The organism is Ruegeria sp. AO1 (genome assembly GCF_056535985.1).
Genome location: NZ_JBQFJC010000001.1, coordinates 384,105 through 401,800 on the forward strand (window position 1 = coordinate 384,105; position 17,696 = coordinate 401,800).

At 58.8% G+C, this 17,696-nt stretch carries 18 protein-coding genes; 12 read left to right on the forward strand and 6 right to left on the reverse strand.

Features of this window, described 5'->3' with window-relative positions:
- Positions 1-24: 24 nt before the first annotated feature.
- Entirely contained in the window at positions 25-510 is a 486-nt protein-coding gene (locus ACR3FB_RS01890; RefSeq protein ID WP_480563686.1) for a DUF3576 domain-containing protein, read from the reverse strand.
- Between the two features lie 282 nt (positions 511-792).
- On the opposite strand from ACR3FB_RS01890, the gene ACR3FB_RS01895 reads away from it, so the two are divergent.
- Together ACR3FB_RS01895 and ACR3FB_RS01900 are read left to right on the forward strand one after the other, a co-directional pair.
- Positions 793-1,905, forward strand: coding sequence for a porin (locus ACR3FB_RS01895; protein ID WP_425083582.1), 1,113 nt, complete (start codon positions 793-795; stop codon positions 1,903-1,905).
- Positions 1,906-2,008: 103 nt separating this feature from the next.
- Complete coding sequence (locus tag ACR3FB_RS01900) at positions 2,009-2,668, forward strand: YggS family pyridoxal phosphate-dependent enzyme (protein WP_480563688.1); 660 nt, start codon at positions 2,009-2,011, stop codon at positions 2,666-2,668.
- On the opposite strand, the gene ACR3FB_RS01905 is transcribed toward ACR3FB_RS01900, so the two are convergent.
- A complete protein-coding gene (locus tag ACR3FB_RS01905) occupies positions 2,652-3,152 on the reverse strand; it encodes a L,D-transpeptidase family protein (RefSeq protein WP_480563692.1) in 501 nt (166 codons plus the stop codon). The genes ACR3FB_RS01900 and ACR3FB_RS01905 overlap by 17 nt on opposite strands.
- The gene (gene ribA / locus ACR3FB_RS01910; protein ID WP_480563694.1) at positions 3,149-4,243 is read right to left on the reverse strand and encodes a GTP cyclohydrolase II; all 1,095 of its coding nucleotides are present in this window, start codon (positions 4,241-4,243) and stop codon (positions 3,149-3,151) included. The genes ACR3FB_RS01905 and ribA overlap by 4 nt, the downstream gene beginning before the upstream one ends.
- Positions 4,244-4,405: 162 nt before the next feature.
- On the opposite strand from ribA, the gene ACR3FB_RS01915 reads away from it, so the two are divergent.
- The 6 genes from ACR3FB_RS01915 (at position 4,406) to ACR3FB_RS01940 (ending at position 8,583) form a co-directional block, all read left to right on the forward strand.
- Positions 4,406-5,092: a response regulator transcription factor gene (locus tag ACR3FB_RS01915; protein WP_170375588.1), complete on the forward strand. Its 687-nt coding sequence runs from the start codon at positions 4,406-4,408 to the stop codon at positions 5,090-5,092.
- A 342-nt stretch (positions 5,093-5,434) separates the two neighbouring features.
- The gene (locus ACR3FB_RS01920; protein WP_480563696.1) at positions 5,435-5,824 is read left to right on the forward strand and encodes a VOC family protein; all 390 of its coding nucleotides are present in this window, start codon (positions 5,435-5,437) and stop codon (positions 5,822-5,824) included.
- 125 nt (positions 5,825-5,949) lie between these two features.
- Positions 5,950-6,738, forward strand: coding sequence for an exodeoxyribonuclease III (locus tag ACR3FB_RS01925; protein ID WP_480563698.1), 789 nt, complete (start codon positions 5,950-5,952; stop codon positions 6,736-6,738).
- 76 nt (positions 6,739-6,814) lie between these two features.
- A complete protein-coding gene (gene trxA, locus ACR3FB_RS01930; protein WP_170375582.1) occupies positions 6,815-7,732 on the forward strand; it encodes a thioredoxin in 918 nt (305 codons plus the stop codon).
- A 27-nt stretch (positions 7,733-7,759) separates the two neighbouring features.
- Positions 7,760-8,401, forward strand: a complete 642-nt coding sequence (locus ACR3FB_RS01935; protein WP_480563700.1) for an LON peptidase substrate-binding domain-containing protein — start codon at positions 7,760-7,762, stop codon at positions 8,399-8,401.
- Entirely contained in the window at positions 8,398-8,583 is a 186-nt protein-coding gene (locus tag ACR3FB_RS01940) for a Trm112 family protein (protein WP_170375578.1), read from the forward strand. The genes ACR3FB_RS01935 and ACR3FB_RS01940 overlap by 4 nt, the downstream gene beginning before the upstream one ends.
- A gap of 25 nt (positions 8,584-8,608) precedes the next feature.
- On the opposite strand, the gene ACR3FB_RS01945 is transcribed toward ACR3FB_RS01940, so the two are convergent.
- Positions 8,609-9,871: an FAD-dependent monooxygenase gene (locus ACR3FB_RS01945; protein ID WP_480563703.1), complete on the reverse strand. Its 1,263-nt coding sequence runs from the start codon at positions 9,869-9,871 to the stop codon at positions 8,609-8,611.
- A gap of 51 nt (positions 9,872-9,922) precedes the next feature.
- On the opposite strand from ACR3FB_RS01945, the gene ACR3FB_RS01950 reads away from it, so the two are divergent.
- The 4 genes from ACR3FB_RS01950 (at position 9,923) to ACR3FB_RS01965 (ending at position 16,126) form a co-directional block, all read left to right on the forward strand.
- Entirely contained in the window at positions 9,923-11,251 is a 1,329-nt protein-coding gene (locus ACR3FB_RS01950) for an amidase (RefSeq protein ID WP_480540256.1), read from the forward strand.
- 109 nt (positions 11,252-11,360) lie between these two features.
- Positions 11,361-12,542 (forward strand): aminotransferase class I/II-fold pyridoxal phosphate-dependent enzyme, encoded by a 1,182-nt coding sequence (locus ACR3FB_RS01955; protein ID WP_480563706.1) that lies wholly within the window; start codon positions 11,361-11,363, stop codon positions 12,540-12,542.
- A gap of 14 nt (positions 12,543-12,556) precedes the next feature.
- Positions 12,557-15,490, forward strand: a complete 2,934-nt coding sequence (locus tag ACR3FB_RS01960) for a DNA translocase FtsK (protein ID WP_480563709.1) — start codon at positions 12,557-12,559, stop codon at positions 15,488-15,490.
- Positions 15,491-15,529: 39 nt separating this feature from the next.
- Positions 15,530-16,126 carry a LolA family protein gene (locus tag ACR3FB_RS01965; protein ID WP_480563712.1) on the forward strand — a complete coding sequence of 199 codons (597 nt, stop codon included), beginning with the start codon at positions 15,530-15,532 and terminating at the stop codon, positions 16,124-16,126.
- 10 nt (positions 16,127-16,136) lie between these two features.
- Here ACR3FB_RS01965 and ACR3FB_RS01970 read toward each other — a convergent pair whose 3' ends face one another.
- Positions 16,137-16,718, reverse strand: coding sequence for a transglycosylase SLT domain-containing protein (locus tag ACR3FB_RS01970; RefSeq protein ID WP_170375559.1), 582 nt, complete (start codon positions 16,716-16,718; stop codon positions 16,137-16,139).
- Positions 16,719-16,779: 61 nt separating this feature from the next.
- Positions 16,780-17,661 (reverse strand): AEC family transporter, encoded by an 882-nt coding sequence (locus tag ACR3FB_RS01975; protein ID WP_480563715.1) that lies wholly within the window; start codon positions 17,659-17,661, stop codon positions 16,780-16,782.
- Positions 17,662-17,696: the final 35 nt, after the last annotated feature.

Sequence of the window (17,696 nt, forward strand, 5' to 3'; positions counted from 1 at the left end):
TTTAGAGCGATTTTGATCGGGTTGCTAGAACTTGTTGTCTGCAATCCGTAGCTGTCTTGCGCGCGAGAGGATTGCATCCTCGACCGCGCGGGTGGTTGCGGCGCTTACCGGAGAGCCCCCGCTGGACTGCAGCGCAACCGAAAGGGAACGTGCGGCAAGCGCCGGGTCGCTAATATGCACGGTGGCGCGATACTGCCGCCCGCCGCCCGGAGGGGTGCCGTAACCCGTTACGATTACACCGGTAAAGGGATCAACCTCTTGCACGGGCAGGAAATTCAGAACATCTAGCGACGCCGCCCATAGGTAGCGGTTTACGTTGGTGGTCTGTTCGGCATTGTTGGCACTGAAAAGATCCCAAAGGGAGGTGCGTTCGGGATCGGACAGTTCGCGCTCGTCCGAGCGCGTGCCTGTAGATAGAATATCCGGATTGTTGACGACGCTCCGACTCTGCCCACATGCCGCCAGTGTCGCAGTCAGAATGATTAAACCCAAAGTCGTCGGCAAACGCATCGTCTATTGGTCCTATTTCACTAATATTGCGGTCTTTGGGAGCTACTCCTAGCCAAGCAAACCGCGCGCAACAAGCCTATTCTTCTCGATTACCAGTGTATACATCCAATCCGCGTTGAGCAGACTGTGGCATCCTTGCACCAATCCAACCTCAATGCGGTCAGCTTCTTTAGGCTGAGCTTGCGCAAAGGGGGGTAAACAAGCGAAACGATGTCCGTGCTGAGACGCATGCCTAGGTATGTGTCGAGTAGAAAACTCTTAAATGAAACCGAGGGTAACAAGATGAAAAAAGTTCTTCTCGCAACGACGGCGCTGGTAGCGACCGCAGGCGTTGCAGCAGCTGAAGTCAGCTTCAGCGGTTTTGGCCGCTTTGGTCTTCAGTACATTGAAGACAACGCGTCCACTGAAATCGTTTCGGACACCAACACCACAAGTGGTGACACCGAGCGTACAGTCGTGACGACTGAAAACGATGATGCGTTCCTGGATTCGCGCTTCCGCCTGAACATCGACGCGAACGCAGAAACCGACGGCGGCGTAGGCTTCTCGGGTCGTGTACGTCTGCAGGCTGACGACAATGCTGACGGTTCTGCCGGTACCGCAGGCCTGAACGGCGCAGTCTTCACCACCACATACGGCGGTCTGCGTGTTGACGTTGGCAACATTGCCGGCGTTATCGACAACCTTCAAGACTACTACGGTTTTGAACCTGGCCTGACACTGTTCACTGGTCAGTACGTTGGTGCCAACTTCGCGTTTGACGCTTACACCTCGACTGGTGCTGGCGAAAACGGCGTGTACGCTGGTTACACCTTTGGCGACTTCAACGTCGCTGTTTCGTACTCGGGTGACGACGCTGGCGACGATTATGAAATCATTGCGGACGATTTTGTCTGGGAAACAGGCGATTCCGAACAGTGGGGCATCAGCGCAGCTTACGCAGGCAGCAACTGGGGTGTGGCAATCGGCTACGCACAATCTGACGACCTGAATGCAACAATCGCTGACTACGATCCCGCGACCGGTGTCATCGATGACGCAAACGCGACAACCGTAGAAGCTGACGCAGACATGGTCGTTCTGACCGGTCACGTCACGTTTGGCGATCTGACCATCACTGGTCTGGTCGGTGACGAAAGCTCGGACGGTGACCCGGACAATCTGGTATTCGACACCTTCTGGGGTCTGTCGGCTGGCTACAACCTGGGCGCAGCGACTCAGATCCTGTTCTCGTATGGTGACGGTAGCGCCGAGTTTGACACTCAGGCCTTCGGCCTTGGTGCAATCTACGACCTGGGCGGCGGTGTATCGCTGCGCGGCGGCATCGGCAGCAACAAAGTTGGTGATGGCGACACCACCACGGTTGCTGACCTGGGCGTCCAGTTCAACTTCTAAGTTGATCTGAACCACACGGTTCTAGGGCGGGTCTTCGGACCCGCCCTTTTCTTTTGCGCCGACTTGGTGTTTGTCTCGCTGCAAACCAGATTTAAGGATCGCTATGTCGCTGTCAGAGATTTCCGCCCGTATCGCAAAAGCCGAAGCCAAAGCCGGGCGGGCTGCGGGGTTGGTGAAGCTGATCGCCGTATCCAAAGTGCAACCAAACGAGCGTGTGCAGGATGTGCTGGAACAGGGCCACCGGTGCTTTGGCGAGAACCGCGTGCAGGAAGCGGCCGGTAAATGGCCCGCGTTCAAGGAACAATTCGAAGGAATTGATCTTCACCTAATCGGCCCTTTGCAAACCAACAAAGCCCGTCAGGCGATGGAGCTTTGCGATGCCATCCACTCGGTCGATCGCCCGAAACTAGCGAAAACTCTGGCGCGGTTGGCGCAGGAGCTGGGGTCCTGTCCGGACCTGTTCATCCAGGTCAATACGGGGGAAGAGGAACAGAAGGCCGGTATCCTTCCTGCAGATGCAGATGCGTTCATTGCAGAATGCCGGGCGCTGGACCTGCCTGTTCGCGGTCTCATGTGCATCCCGCCGGTCGAGGAAGAACCCGCGCTGCATTTTGCCTTGCTGGCGAAGATTGCTGCCCGCAATGACTTTGAGGGTCTTTCGATGGGCATGAGCGGCGATTTTGAACAGGCGATAGCGCTGGGGGCTACCCACGTGCGCGTCGGCTCCGCCATCTTTGGCGAACGGGTCAGACCTCAGGAATGATCAGGCGGGTGCCGGACGTGATCCGCTCGGCTATCCAGCGCAGATGATCGCGGCGAAAGGCGACGCAACCCTCTGTCGGATAACCCGGTCGCCGCCATTGGTGCAGGAAGATGGCAGAACCCTTGTCCGGCATCGCATTCGGCCAATTCCAATCGGTCAGCAGCACCAAGTCATAGAGAGGGTCCGCGCGGCGCAACCGTTCGTGGCTGAACGGATAGGGGGCAGTGACCAGTTGGTTGTAGCGATTGTCGTTCGAATCGTCCGACCACAGGTCTCGCGGCCCGATTGGAATGGCCCATGACGCAGGCGCCGAGATCCGATCTGCACGGTAGAGCATGCCGACAATTCGATGAACACCGACCGGCGTGGCTCCATCGCCTTCGCGTTTAGTGGTACTCCGTCCACCTTTCCCGATTGAGCAGGGAAAGGACCGTCCCCGGAACCGAACGCCCCGCGGGGTCAGCACCAAATCTTCGGGTGTCACAGCAAATGCCCGGATTTCGCGGCCTTGGTCTCAAGATATCCGCGGTTATGGGCGGTTTCCCCGACTTTCAGCGGAACCCGCTCGGCGACGGCGATCCCTGTGCGCTCCATCATGGCGATCTTCGCGGGGTTGTTGGTCAGCAACCGGACCGAGCTGAAGCCCAGCGATTTCAGAATATCCGACCCGAGGCGGAAATCGCGCTCATCATCTTCAAATCCAAGGCGGTGGTTGGCTTCGACCGTGTCAAAGCCCTGATCCTGCAGGAAATAAGCGCGCATCTTGTTGGCCAGCCCGATTCCACGCCCTTCCTGATTCAGATAGAGCAACACGCCTGCACCCTCGGCACCCATCTGAGCCAGCGCGCCGCGCAGTTGAGGGCCGCAGTCGCATTTCAGACTGCCCATGATGTCGCCTGTAAAACAGGCCGAATGCAGCCGAGCCAAGACGGGCTTGCTGCGATCCGGTCGCCCGACCTCGACCGCGTAATGCTCTTCCCCGCCGTCTTCAGGGCGGAAAACGTGCAACCGACCGGCCTCGGACACTTCCATCGGCAAGCGCGCGGCGACAACCGGGTGCAGGGCGCTGCGATCTGCCAGATGCGGCGCGGCCCGGGAGTGATCTATGCAAGTCAAACCGTGGGTTGCCACGAAATCACGACCGTCTTCGACCGGCAGCACCACGGCGGCAGGCAGTAATCGGGCGGATTTGGCCAGCGCGATGGCAATGCGGTGCAGATTGGCATTGCCCTGCCTTTCGGTCATCAGCGGGCCTTTCATCGGCGCATTCAGATCGTCCGATGGGTCCGCTATGGCTTGTACCCATGCCATGTCAGCATCTGCCGGGATCAATACCCGCGCCAAATCGCCATCGTAAGCGCGTGCTTTTAGCGTTTCCGCCCGTCGCCCGGTGATGGCCACCACAGGTGTCCCACCCAAACTGCGCAGATCGGCAAGTCGTTGGGGTGTGATCGTCTCGGCCGAGATGGCCAGAACGCTGCCGCCATTGTCATCCACCAGCACGATTGGCACGCCCATCCGCAGGTCAGCCCGCGCGCGCGCCAGCAATTCGGTGATATCGGGGATGAGACTCATCTATGTTACCCTATAACGTTCGACCCTTTTCCTAGCGCTTTCGGCTGGAATTGTGAAACATTTCCGCTGCGTCTGACACGAAGGCGTGAGACGGTTGCAGTAAATCTTGTTGATTGCATATTCCACACGCAAGTGATGGGAAAGGCTTTGGAGGACCCAAGAATGGCTCAGCTCAAGAAAATCCTGTTGGTGGATGATGACGAGGATCTGCGCGAGGCGCTCAGCGAGCAACTTGTGATGACCGAGGATTTCGACGTGTTCGAAGCCTCTGACGGAGCGTCCGCGATGGAGCGTGCGCGCGAAGCGATCTATGACCTCGTGATTTTGGATGTGGGTCTTCCCGACACGGACGGTCGAGAGCTGTGCCGCCTGATGCGCAAACAGGGCGTCAAAAGCCCGATCCTGATGCTAACGGGCCATGACAGTGATGCCGACACGATCCTGGGTCTTGATGCTGGTGCCAACGACTATGTCCCCAAGCCCTTCAAATTCCCGGTTTTGCTGGCCCGTATCCGCGCTCAATTGCGCCAGCACGAACAGTCCGAGGACGCCGTATTTGTGCTTGGCCCCTACACGTTCAAACCTGCAATGAAGATGTTGATCACTGAGGAAGACCGGAAAATCCGTTTGACTGAGAAAGAAACCAACATCCTTAAGTTCCTCTACCGCTCAACCGATGGCGTGGTGGCGCGCGATGTCCTGCTGCATGAGGTCTGGGGCTACAACGCGGGTGTTACGACTCACACGCTGGAGACGCACATCTACCGCCTGCGTCAGAAGATCGAGCCTGATCCGTCAAATGCTCGCCTTTTGGTCACAGAGTCAGGTGGATATCGACTGGTATCTTGATCCGAGGTGGATTGATTTGGATCAAAGTGATACCCTGAAGTCATAATTAGGTTACTCCCAACCCGTGCATGTCCGGGTAATGACATGTACCTCCCTGTTGGACTGCCGGGCCAGATGGCCCGGCTTTTTTTGTTGAGCGCGTTCGCGATCACTCTTTCTTGGGTTGTGAGCCGGTTATCAATACACGCTCAGAAAAAGCTTGGTTCACCGGGCTAGATGCGTCATTTGAACCAGTGTCTGAGGCATGGGTCCTTTCGCGACCTCCGCAATTCAGGGGTTGCACTACGGTCGACGGAATGTCATTTGTTCCTGATATGTTCCATCTATTTCGCGAGGTATATTATGTCCCTAAATTACGTGATGGTCGGTTCAAACGATGTAGCAAAGGCGAGGGATTACTTCGATGCCGTCCTGCCCTTGATTGGTGGAACGGTGGTCATGGAATTCATGCCCCATGGGTTTTGCTATGGTCTGCGCGGTGGTGGGCGGATTTGGGTCGCTCCGCCGTACAACAAAGAAGCAGCAACGCCAGGCAATGGGAATATGGTCGGTTTGCTGTGCGAAAGTGAAGAAGAAGTGCAGGCAGCCCATGCAGCGGCTCTCTCTGCTGGCGGAACCAACGAAGGGGAGCCGGGCCCACGCCCGCAATATGGCCCTGACTTCTACGGAGCTTACGTCCGGGATCTTGATGGCAACAAAATGAGTTTCGTCTATTTCGGCGATGCGGGCTGATTGCAGCAAAAGCTTGTATCGCCCGCATAGCAGTCATTGACGAACCCCAGCCGTTTGTGGCCTGTTCTCGTGGCGCCCAACGCCGTGCCACGCCAAGCCCGACTTCGACAGAGGATTCCCCTACTATGCCCTTCACCCTTGCCACCTGGAACATCAACTCGGTCCGCCTGCGCGAGCCTATCGTGCTGAAACTGCTGCAGGAAGAGGCTCCGGATGTGCTGTGTTTGCAGGAATGCAAATCTCCGGTGGAAAAGATCCCGACCGAAGGGTTTGCGGAGCTGGGCTATACCCACATTGTGGCTCGTGGGCAGAAGGGCTACAATGGGGTCGCCATCCTGTCGCGCATCCCGATGGAGGAGGTCGGTGACAAGGATTTTGCCGGTCTCGGCCATGCTCGTCACATCGCCGCGCGGTTGGAAAATGGCGTCACCATCCAAAACTTCTACGTCCCAGCAGGCGGGGATGTACCGGATCGTGAGGTGAACGAGAAGTTCGGGCAAAAGCTCGACTATCTCAGAGATATGCGCGACTGGTTCCACACTGAGAAGCCCGAGAAATCCATTCTGGTCGGCGATCTGAACATCGCCCCGCGCGAGGATGATGTGTGGTCGCACAAACAACTGCTCAAGGTCGTCTCACACACGCCGATCGAGGTTGAGGCATTGGCTGAAACACAAGATGCGGGCGGTTGGATCGATATCACCCGGCAGGACATCCCTGAAGGGCAGCTTTATAGTTGGTGGTCCTACCGGGCGCGCGATTGGGACGCTGCTGACAAGGGCCGGCGACTGGATCACGTTTGGGCCACGCCGGATATCTCGAACGCGGGGCATTCCAGCCGTGTCCTGCGCGATGCGCGCGGGTGGGAAAAACCAAGCGACCACGCCCCCGTTTTCGCCAGTTTCGACCTTTAGACTTGCAACTCGGCTCTTGGTTTCTGCAGCAAGGGACTGCATATAGGGCGCACGTTTGAACCGGAGAGTGAATGCCATGGACCTTCTGAGCGGCGCGGAAAGCACCTCAGCCACCGATCTGATCAAGGACAGCAGCGAAGCCACCTTTATGGAGGATGTTGTCGAGGCGTCGCAGGAAATTCCGGTGATCGTGGATTTCTGGGCACCTTGGTGTGGGCCTTGCAAGACGCTTGGGCCCGCGCTTGAAGAGGCGGTGACCGCGGCAAAAGGCGCGGTCAAAATGGTCAAAATTAACGTAGATGAGGCGCAAATGATCGCGTCTCAGATGCGCATTCAGTCGATTCCGACCGTCTATGCATTCTTCAAGGGTCAGCCGGTGGACGGCTTTCAAGGCGCGTTGCCGGGGTCCGAGATCAAGGCCTTTATCGACCGCGTGATCGAGGCGGCCGGTGGCGAAAGCCCCGGTGGTCAACTGGAGGACGCCGTGCAGGCGGCCGAGGAAATGCTGGCTGAAGGTGCAGCCGTAGATGCAGCGCAAACCTTTGCCGCGATTCTGGGCGAAGACCCCAACCATGCCGCTGCCTATGGTGGGCTGGTGCGTGCGCATATAGCCTCGGGCGATCTGGAACAGGCCGAGGCGATCCTGAACGGTGCGCCTGCCGAGATATCCAACGCTCCGGAACTCGAAGCCGCTCATGCCCAGTTGGAGCTGGCCAAGCAGGCGGCGGATGCGGGCCCGGTAGCCGAGTTGACGGCAGCGGTTGAAGCCGAGCCGGACAATCATCAGGCTCGTTTCGATCTGGCGCAGGCCTTGCACGCCAATGGCGATGTAGAAGATGCTGTGACACAGCTGTTGGAGCTGTTCCGCCGCGATCGTGAGTGGAACGAGGGTGCTGCCAAAACACAGTTGTTTACGATCTTCGATGCGCTCAAGCCCAACGATCCGATTGTTCTGAACGGGCGGCGCAAACTCAGCTCGATGATATTTGCCTAATTTCGGATCAGAGCTAGACTCGGGTCTATGATTCATCCCGCCGACTTGCCGGATACGATATCCGTGTTTCCACTGCCCGGGGCGCTGCTGCTGCCCCGGTCGCGACTGCCGTTGCACATCTTCGAGCCGCGCTACCTGCAGATGCTTGACGATGCCTTTAAAACAAAGGAGCGGCTGATCGGAATGGTTCAGCCGAACCCCTCGCTAAGCGATGACACAAAGCTGCATCGGATCGGTTGCGCCGGTCGCGTCACGCAATTCTCAGAGACTGAGGATGGCCGCTATCTGATCACCCTGACCGGCGTGTCCCGGTTCCGTATCAAGTCCGAACTGGACGCCTTCACACCTTACCGCCGGTGCGAAGTGTCTTGGGAGGGGTTTGACCGCGATCTTGGTAAGGCCGAGAAGGACGACATTTTCGACCGCAGCCGCTTTCTGAACCTGCTGGAACGCTTTTTCGACTCGCGCGATCTGTCGACGGATTGGGATTCGCTGAAAGAAGCAGATGATGAGCTCTTGGTAAATTCGCTGTCGATGCTGATGGATTTCGATCCGGAGGACAAACAGGCTCTGTTAGAGGCCCCTTGTCTACGCACAAGGCGTGAGACGCTGGTGACATTGATCGAATTCGCGCTGCGGGGCGGATCAAATGAGGAAAAACTGCAATGAGCGAGACCGAACATGCTTTTGACCGCCATATGCTTGAGGCGCTGATCTGCCCTCAGACGCATACGACGCTGCACTACGATGCTGACAAGCAGGAGCTGGTGTCGAAGGCTGCCGGTTTGGCCTTCCCGATCCGCAACGGCATCCCCGTGATGCTGGTCGATGAGGCGCGTGCGCTGGACTGAGCGTTTTTGAACGCTCAAGAACGCCTTAAATTGCCCGTCCTTGCAACAGCTTCGGCAGGTCGCCGGTCAACCCCGCCGCCTCACGAACAAAGCCCCGACGCAGGCCGGGCAGGGATCCGACAATGCCCATCCCGATGTCCCGCCCAAGGCGCAGCAGCGGGTTGTCATTCGAAAACAGCTTGTTGAACATATCGGTTGCCATCGCCAGTGAGGCCGTGTCGAACCGCCGCCATTCCTGATAGCGCTCCAGCACCAGAACCGACCCGATATCCTCGCCGCGCCGTCCGGCCAAGGTCAGCACTTCGGCCAAGGCACCCACGTCCCGCAGCCCGGCGTTCAGGCCCTGGCCTGCAATGGGGTGCATCCCGTGTGCGGCATCCCCCACAAGGGCAAGGCGATCCGAGATGAAGGAATTGGTTATGGTCAGGTTCAATGGATAGGTGAAGCGGTCGCCCTGCAGGAGGATGTCGCCTAGAAAGTCCCCGAACCGAGGGCGCAAGACCTGCAGATACTCGGCCTCGGGCAGGGCGTTGATGCGCTGCGCTGCCTCGGTGCGTTCGCTCCAGACGATCGAGCTGCGATTGCCGGTCAGTGGCAGGATCGCAAGTGGGCCGGGGGGCATGAAGAACTGATGGGCAATGCCGTGATGCGGTAGGTCGTGTTCAATCGCGCAGACAAGGGCTGTTTGGCCGTAATCCCAACCAGTACGCTTGATCCCGGCGCGGGACGCGGTTCCGCTGCTGCGCCCGTCGCAGCCTACGATCAGATGACCCTCAACACTCGCACCATCATCCAGCGTCAACGTCACGCCGGTTGCATCGACCTGTTGCGAAACGACCGTTCTGCCGTTGATCTGGGTGATCGCTTTGTCTTGCGCCATCGCCTCAAGAAACGCGCGGCGCAGGTGGCGATCTTCGACCATATAGCCCATCGGGCCTTCCTCGATCTCGGCATGGTCGAAATGCATGAAAAAGGGTGACGGCCCGATACCCGCATGGCCGTCGGTTACCTTGATTTCAAGCATGGGCTGAGCATGGTCCTCAACCCGCTCCCAGACACCGATTGCGTCCAGCAACCGCTTGGACGCCAGCGCCAGCGCATAAGACCGCCCGTCGAATGCCGCGTTCTTGCGCACCTTTTCGCCCAACGTGTCAATCACGCAAACAGAATGCCCGGTTTGCGCCAGTGCCAATGCAAGGGCCGCGCCGTTCAGGCCTCCGCCCACGATCAGGATTTTCGATGCCTGTGTCATGCCCTGCAATATGCGCGCCCTTTCGGGATTGTCCATGTGCGGTCCTGTCGCTACCGTCCCAGAAAGTCAGACGCAAGGAGGGGTGTGATGCAGGAATGGCTAACCATGACGGCCTGTGATTTGGGCCGTGGTATCGGTATGGGGCAAATCGACCCCGTTGAATTGACCGAGACCTATCTGGCCGCCATTGACGCCCATCCCCATCGCGACCGTATCTATGCGCGCGTCACCCATGACCGCGCCCGGTCTGAGGCGAAAGCCGCGAAAGAGCGCGCCGCCTTGGGCCTGCGTCGGTCCTTGCTGGATGGCGTGCCGATCAGTTGGAAGGATCTGTTCGACACGGCTGGTATCGGGACTGAGGCGGGCTCGGCCCTGTTGAAAGGGCGCGTGCCGGACGCGGACGCGGTGGTTTTGCGCAACGCAACGGCCATGGGCACCGTGTGCCTCGGCAAAACTCACATGAGCGAGTTGGCGTTTTCGGGGCTAGGTTTGAACCCGATCACGGACACGCCGCCCTGTGTGGATGATGAGGATGCTGTGCCGGGCGGGTCATCCTCGGGGGCTGGGGCCTCGGTGGCTTGGGGGCTGGCGGCCTGCGGGATTGGCTCGGATACGGGTGGGTCGGTGCGAATCCCGGCAGCCTGGAACAATCTGGTGGGGCTGAAAACCACGGCCGGGCGGCTCAGCCTTGAAGGGGTCGTGCCACTTTGTCTGCGGTTCGACACGGTTGGCCCTCTGGCGCGTTCCGTCGAAGATGCCGCCCATATGCTGGCCATGCTGGAAGGCGGCACACCTGCGGATCTGCGGGGTGCCAGCCTGAAAGGCCGCCGCTTTGCCGAGTTGCAGAACGTCGCCAAGGACGACCTGCGCGATGCGCCGCGACAGGCCTTCGACGATGCGCTGGACCGTTTGCGCGATGCTGGGGCCGAGATTGTGCCGCTGGAGGTGCCTGAACTGCACGATGCTATGGCGCTTTCGGGTGTTCTCTACACGACTGAGGCCTACGGGCTGTGGAAAGACGTCATCGAAGCCAACCCCGAGGCGATGTATCCCGAGATTCTTGAACGGTTCCGCACCGGGAAAGATGTTCCAGGCCCCGACTATGTGGCCGCGTGGTCTAAGCTCAAGGCCTGCCGTGCGGCATGGGACGCGGCGACCGCCGAGTTTGATGGGGTTCTGGCCCCAACCGCACCCATCCTGCCGCCCAACCTGGAACGGCTCCTCAGCGATCACGACTACTACGTGACCGAGAATCTGCTGGCCCTGCGCAATACGCGTATTGGCAATCTGATGGGTCTTGCGGCGTTGACCCTTCCGACGGGAACTGCGGGTTGTGGCTTGATGATGCTGGGCTATCCCGGCTCGGAAGAAGCACTACTGCGGCTTGGATCAGCGGCGGAAACCGCATTGGCGTGAATGCCACAATCCCCTGATTCGGAACCTCTTTGTCTGGACGGGGCGGGGTCTGATCTGTAATCTGCCAATCAAACGGGGCGAAAACGATCCCGATATTGAGGCAGTAGATATGAATTTCCCCGAGCGGTTTTCGAACCTACCGGAATACGCATTCCCGCGTCTGCGCACCCTGTTGGACCACCATCAACCGGGCGGAGACGTGATTCACATGACCATCGGTGCGCCGATGCATGACTTCCCCGCTTGGGTCACAGACGTCATCACAGAAAACGCGGCCGGGTTTCAGGGCTATCCCCCGAATGAAGGCTCGCCCGAGCTGCGTGGTTCGATCACCGACTGGATCAAGCGCCGCTATGGCGTGACGATGGACCCCGATACCAGCGTGATGGCCCTGAACGGCACGCGTGAGGGGCTGTACAATGCTGCCATGGCGCTGTGCCCTGAACAGAAGAACGGGCAGGATCCCATCATTCTGTGTCCGAACCCGTTTTATCAGGTCTATATGGTCGCCTCGATCTCGGTCAGGGCGCAGCCTTATTTCGTGTCCGCCTCCGCCGCGACCGGTCATTTGCCAGACTATGCCAGCCTGCCTGAGGATGTGCTGAACCGGACGGTTGCTGCCTATATCTGCTCGCCTGCGAACCCGCAGGGGGCTGTCGCCTCGCGCGGCTATTGGGCCGAGTTGATCGGGTTGGCCGAGAAATACGATTTTCGCATTTTCGCCGACGAATGCTATTCCGAGATCTACCGCGATGAGGCCCCAACTGGTGCCCTGACCGTCGCGCAAGAGCTGGGCGCGGATCCTGAGCGGGTCTTGCTGTTCAACTCTCTTTCGAAACGGTCGAATTTGGCCGGGCTGCGCTCGGGCCTGATTGCGGGCGGGCCGGACAGTATCAAACGGGTCAAACAGCTGCGCAACTATGCGGGTGCGCCATTGCCACTGCCGCTACAGGCTGCTGCCGCGCGCGTTTGGGCCGACGAGACGCATGTGATCGAGAACCGCGCGCTCTATCAAGAAAAATACGCCATCGCGGATGACGTCTTCTCAGGCCTGCAGGGCTACATGCCGCCCGAGGCCGGGTTTTTCCTGTGGCTGCCAGTCGAGAACGGCGAGGAAACCGCATTGAAGCTTTGGCAGGAGACCGGCGTTCGGGTCCTGCCGGGCGCATATCTTTCTCAAGGTGATCCGGGGCAAAACCCGGGCGAGCAATTTATCCGGGCTGCTTTGGTGGCTCCAAAAAAAGAGTTGCAGCAGGGGCTGATCAAGCTTCGTGACTGCATCTATTCGTGAGGTACGAGGGCAAAATGGCATCATTGAACGCGCGCAACCGCGATCCATTACTGGACAGCACGACTCAGGCCGCGATTGAGCGGCGTACCAAGGAACTGATCGGGATCGCTCTGATTCTGTTGGGGCTGGCCGCTGCGGCAATGATCTGGTCCTACACACCGGAAGATCCGAACTGGATGGTCTCGACCGACGCGCCGGTGCAGAACTGGATGGGGCGGATCGGTGCCTCGATCGCTGCGCCGTTGTTCATGATCGTTGGCTGGGGCAGCTGGGGGATCGCGCTGGTTCTGATCGGCTGGGGTGTCCGCTTCACCGGTCATTTCGGCGAAGATCGCGCCGTGGCGCGGCTGATCTTTGCGCCGATCTGGATTGCCATTGTCTCGGTTTACGCCGCCACTCTGGTTCCAGGCGAGGTTTGGCGCGCGACCCATAGCTATGGGTTGGGCGGACTGTTTGGCGACACCGTCATGGGGGCTTTGCTGACGCTTCTGCCGATTTCCTCGCATTTCCTGGTTAAGCTGATGTCGCTGGCCATGGCAGTCGGAATGCTGGCGCTGGGTATTTTTGTTCTTGGCTTCACCAAAGTTGATGTAACGCGTGGAACGCGTGCTTTCCTACTGGGGCTGGTGATGTCCTACGACATGCTGATGAACCTGCTGGGTCGGGGTGCCTCGGCCACGGTACAGTCCGCGCGAGAGCGTCGTGAACAATGGAAAGAGCACCGCGCCGCGCGGGTTGAACCCGTTTTCGACGATGAGATCGCGTTTGACGACCCAATCTTCGAAGAGACCGAGGAAGAGCCCGAACCCGCCCCCAAAACCGGCCTGCTGGCCCGGATGCCAACCCTGATCCGTCGCCCCGAGCCGCTGCCAGAACCTGAACTGGTCGAAGCTATGCCTGTTCAGGGTTTTGATGAAATGCCGGGCGAAGATCGTATCCGCTCGAAGATTTCGGCCGCTGTGCGCAATCGCAAGGTGGCCACGGGTGAGATGGCCCCGGAACATGACCCCAACCTGCCCCTGACTAAGGGCCGGGGTCGTGGACCGGACCCGCTGATCTTCCATCCCAGAGGGGCGGATGAATTGCCACCCGAGCCGCCCATGACCGCTGCTGGCCTGCCACCCGAGCCTGTTTTGTCGGCTGAACCGACGTGGCAAGACACGACGCATGACTATCAGCCCGAGCCCGACTATGTGCCCGAGGCGAACTACATGCCTGAGGATGACTACGCCGCGCATGATTTCGACGATGACGCGGTGTTCGAAGACACGGCGACACCGGAACCCGTTGTGCCACAGCGCCCAGCCGTGAAGATCCCAGTGGCCGAGCCGCGCAAGCCAGTTGTTGCCCAACCTGTCCGTCGCACGCCGCCGCCGTCCCGTCGGGCACAGGCCGAGGCGCAGCCGACCCTGTCTTTCGAAGAACGGCATTCCGATTTCGAGCTGCCCCCCTTGGGCCTGTTGTCCAACCCGGCCAGCATTCAGCGTCACCACCTGAGTGACGAGGCGCTGGAAGAAAACGCGCGGATGCTTGAGAACGTGTTGGACGACTACGGCGTGAAGGGTGAGATCGTCAGCGTTCGCCCCGGTCCGGTTGTCACCATGTACGAGCTGGAGCCTGCTCCGGGCCTCAAAGCCAGCCGCGTGATTGGTTTGGCCGATGACATCGCGCGGTCTATGTCGGCGCTTTCGGCTCGTGTTTCGACCCTGCCCGGACGCTCGGTGATCGGGATCGAACTGCCCAATGAAAACCGCGAGATGGTGGTGCTGCGCGAAATACTCGCCAGCCGTGATTTCGGCGATGGCAACCATGCTCTGCCTCTGGCGCTGGGCAAGGATATCGGGGGCGAGTCCGTTGTGGCCAACCTGGCCAAGATGCCTCACCTGCTGATCGCGGGGACGACCGGGTCGGGTAAGTCGGTGGCGATCAACACTATGATCCTGTCGCTGCTTTACAAGCTGTCGCCGGACGAATGCCGCCTGATCATGATCGACCCCAAGATGCTGGAACTGTCGGTTTATGACGGCATTCCGCACCTGCTGTCGCCCGTTGTGACCGACCCGAAAAAGGCGGTTGTGGCCCTGAAATGGGTCGTGGGCGAGATGGAGGATCGCTATCGCAAGATGTCCAAAATGGGTGTCCGAAACATCGCGGGCTATAATGGCCGGGTGAAAGACGCGCTGGCGAAGGGCGAGATGTTCAGCCGCACGGTCCAGACGGGCTTTGACGATGAAACCGGCGAACCGACCTTCGAGACCGAAGAGTTCGCGCCTGAAGCGATGCCCTATATCGTCGTCATCGTCGACGAGATGGCCGACCTGATGATGGTCGCAGGCAAGGAGATCGAAGCTTGTATTCAGCGTCTGGCGCAGATGGCGCGGGCCTCGGGTATCCACCTTATCATGGCCACACAGCGCCCCTCGGTCGACGTGATCACGGGTACGATCAAGGCGAACTTCCCGACACGGATTTCGTTCCAGGTTACCTCGAAGGTCGATAGCCGCACCATCTTGGGTGAGATGGGCGCCGAGCAACTGCTGGGGCAGGGTGACATGCTGTATATGGCGGGTGGCGCCAAGATTACCCGCTGCCACGGCCCGTTTGTCTCGGACGAAGAGGTCGAAGAAATCGTCAACCACTTGAAGCAATTCGGTCCGCCCGATTACATGAGCGGTGTGGTCGATGGCCCGGCTGAGGAAAAAGCCGACAACATCGACGCCGTATTAGGCCTGAGCACCGGTGGCAACACGAACGGCGAGGATGCACTGTACGACCAAGCGGTAGCGATTGTTATCAAGGATCGCAAATGCTCCACCTCTTACATCCAGCGGAAACTTGCCATCGGCTATAACAAAGCCGCCCGGTTGGTCGAACAGATGGAGGACGAAGGCGTTGTTTCGGCGGCAAATCACGTGGGTAAGCGGGAAATCCTCGTCCCCGAGCAGTAGGATATTTAATAACAAGGGCAGAAGCCTTATCTGAGTCGTATGAAACAGATTGCTTTTGCCCTTGCTTTGACACTGGCCGCGCCTGCCGCATGGGCGGCGGACAAGCTGCCGCTGTCGGAGATCTCCAATTATCTGAACAAGATGAAAACGGTTCAGACCAGCTTTACCCAAGTGAATGATGATGGCTCGCTCAGTACCGGCAAGCTATGGATTCAACGGCCCGGTAAGATGCGGTTCGAATATGATCCGCCCGACAGTGCTGTTGTTCTTGCGCGAACTGGCAGTGTTCTGATCTTTGACCCGAAATCCAACCAGCCACCCGAACAATACCCGCTGAAACGGACGCCTCTGTCACTTGTGCTGGCTCGGAACGTGAATTTGGGGCAGGCCAATATGGTCGTCGGACACGACTTTGACGGGACCGCAACTGTTGTGACGGCTCAGGACCCCAAGAACCCTGAATCGGGCCGGATTGAGCTGATGTTTACGGACAACCCCGTCGAGCTGCGGAAATGGGTGATCCACGACAACGCAGGCACCCAAACCACGGTTCTTCTGGGGGAACTGACCGAGGGCGGACGCCTCGATCAGAGCTTGTTCTCAAACGGAAAGCGGGTCGGGTCCAGCAACCGCTGACCCGCCCAAATCAGTAGCGGCAACTGGCCAGCTGAGCCTGATACAGGTTGGCCCGTGCATCGACATCGCTGGCCACATTCAACAGCCAGGATTTCTGGTTGTAGCTGCCGCGCGCATAGCCTGTATGGCCTTCGTGATAAGCCAGATACTGGTTGCGCGTGTCGCCCAGGTTGATGCCGTTCCGCTCGTAGGTTTTGTTCATGTACCAGCCGATGAAATCGGACGCGTCGCGAATTCGGTCCCGCTTGGCGCGGCGTTTTCCGGTTTCACGCTGGTATTCTTCCCAAGTGCCGTCCAGAGCCTGGCTGTAGCCAAAGGCGCTGCTCTGCCGACCCATCGGGATCACGCCCAGCACATAGCGGTGCGGGGTGCGCGCATCATGACGATAGCGGCTTTCCTGATAGATCGTCGCCATCTGAACGTGAACGGGGACACCCCATTTCCGCTCGGTTTTTTTGAAGGCTTTGATGTAGTCAGGTTTCTCGCGCGCAATGCTGCACGCGTCATTTAGTCTGCTGGGTGGCTGTTTAGACCCGCCACCACAGGATGCCAAAAGCAGCACCCCTAGGAGTACGAATAGAATTCTGCTCATGTGCCTCGTGCCTTTTTTCTGGCATTCTAGCGCAGATTGAGCGCTGAGGAAATCACAATCGTTACAGAACGATAGCCAAAACTCCCGGTAACGCGGCGACAGACAGCACCGTTGAGACCATAACCATGCCTGCTACGGCGTCTGCGTCGGCCTCAAACCGCTCGGCCAGCAGGTATGAAGTGACAGCGACCGGGGTACACATTTGCAAGACCAGAACACCGAATGCGATGGTTTCAAGCCCGAAGAGGATGGCAACGCCCCATCCGAGGGCGAAGCAGACCACCAGCTTGAGAAGCGACAGCCAAATGGCCTGGTGAAGACTGCGAGAGCTTAGTCGCGCGATTGCCACACCAACGGTTACAAGCATCATCGGAACAGCCATTTGCCCCAGCAAATCCAAGGTGTTGGTTAGGAACAGAGGTGTTTCCCAGTCTTGCCACAAGAACAGCGCCCCCAGCAGCGTGGCCCAGACCATGGGCTGACGGATGACCTGTCCAAAAGCGCCTTTGCCCGCGACCAGATAGATCCCGTAGGTAAAGGAAAACAGCGCGGTCACGGCCAGAAAGATCACGGCATATCCCAAACCGGCCTGACCAAATGCAAAGATGCATAGGGGAAGGCCCAAATTGCCGGTGTTTCCGAAGATCAGCGGCGAAAGGTAGGTGCGTTGCTCAAGCTTTAGCACCTTTATAATGAACCAGAACACGACCGCGAGAACCAGATTGGCCGCAATGGTGGCCAGAGTGAACCTTGACAGGTCACCACCCGGAATTTCGGTCTGCATCAAGGCCACGAAAATCAGGCTGGGGACTGCCAGCGTCATTGCAAAACGCGTCACAAACTGTAGGCGGTATTCAAAGCCAAGCTTGACCCAGACAAAGCCGATTGCTGACAAAAGGAACACGGGTGCCGCAATTTCGAACACTGTCAGTAAGAGGTTCACAGACTGTTTCCCTTAATTTCACATCAATGATTGGC

Coding starts and splice junctions, on each gene's coding strand:
- ACR3FB_RS01895 (WP_425083582.1), top strand. CDS start 793: ATGAAAAAAGTTCTTCTCGCAACGACGGCGCTGGTAGCGACCGCAGGC.
- ACR3FB_RS01945 (WP_480563703.1), bottom strand. CDS start 9,871: ATGGACAATCCCGAAAGGGCGCGCATATTGCAGGGCATGACACAGGCA.
- ACR3FB_RS01900 (WP_480563688.1), top strand. CDS start 2,009: ATGTCGCTGTCAGAGATTTCCGCCCGTATCGCAAAAGCCGAAGCCAAA.
- ACR3FB_RS01915 (WP_170375588.1), top strand. CDS start 4,406: ATGGCTCAGCTCAAGAAAATCCTGTTGGTGGATGATGACGAGGATCTG.
- ACR3FB_RS01920 (WP_480563696.1), top strand. CDS start 5,435: ATGTCCCTAAATTACGTGATGGTCGGTTCAAACGATGTAGCAAAGGCG.
- trxA (WP_170375582.1), top strand. CDS start 6,815: ATGGACCTTCTGAGCGGCGCGGAAAGCACCTCAGCCACCGATCTGATC.
- ACR3FB_RS01935 (WP_480563700.1), top strand. CDS start 7,760: ATGATTCATCCCGCCGACTTGCCGGATACGATATCCGTGTTTCCACTG.
- ribA (WP_480563694.1), bottom strand. CDS start 4,243: ATGAGTCTCATCCCCGATATCACCGAATTGCTGGCGCGCGCGCGGGCT.
- ACR3FB_RS01950 (WP_480540256.1), top strand. CDS start 9,923: ATGCAGGAATGGCTAACCATGACGGCCTGTGATTTGGGCCGTGGTATC.
- ACR3FB_RS01940 (WP_170375578.1), top strand. CDS start 8,398: ATGAGCGAGACCGAACATGCTTTTGACCGCCATATGCTTGAGGCGCTG.
- ACR3FB_RS01890 (WP_480563686.1), bottom strand. CDS start 510: ATGCGTTTGCCGACGACTTTGGGTTTAATCATTCTGACTGCGACACTG.
- ACR3FB_RS01955 (WP_480563706.1), top strand. CDS start 11,361: ATGAATTTCCCCGAGCGGTTTTCGAACCTACCGGAATACGCATTCCCG.
- ACR3FB_RS01970 (WP_170375559.1), bottom strand. CDS start 16,718: ATGAGCAGAATTCTATTCGTACTCCTAGGGGTGCTGCTTTTGGCATCC.
- ACR3FB_RS01960 (WP_480563709.1), top strand. CDS start 12,557: ATGGCATCATTGAACGCGCGCAACCGCGATCCATTACTGGACAGCACG.
- ACR3FB_RS01925 (WP_480563698.1), top strand. CDS start 5,950: ATGCCCTTCACCCTTGCCACCTGGAACATCAACTCGGTCCGCCTGCGC.
- ACR3FB_RS01965 (WP_480563712.1), top strand. CDS start 15,530: ATGAAACAGATTGCTTTTGCCCTTGCTTTGACACTGGCCGCGCCTGCC.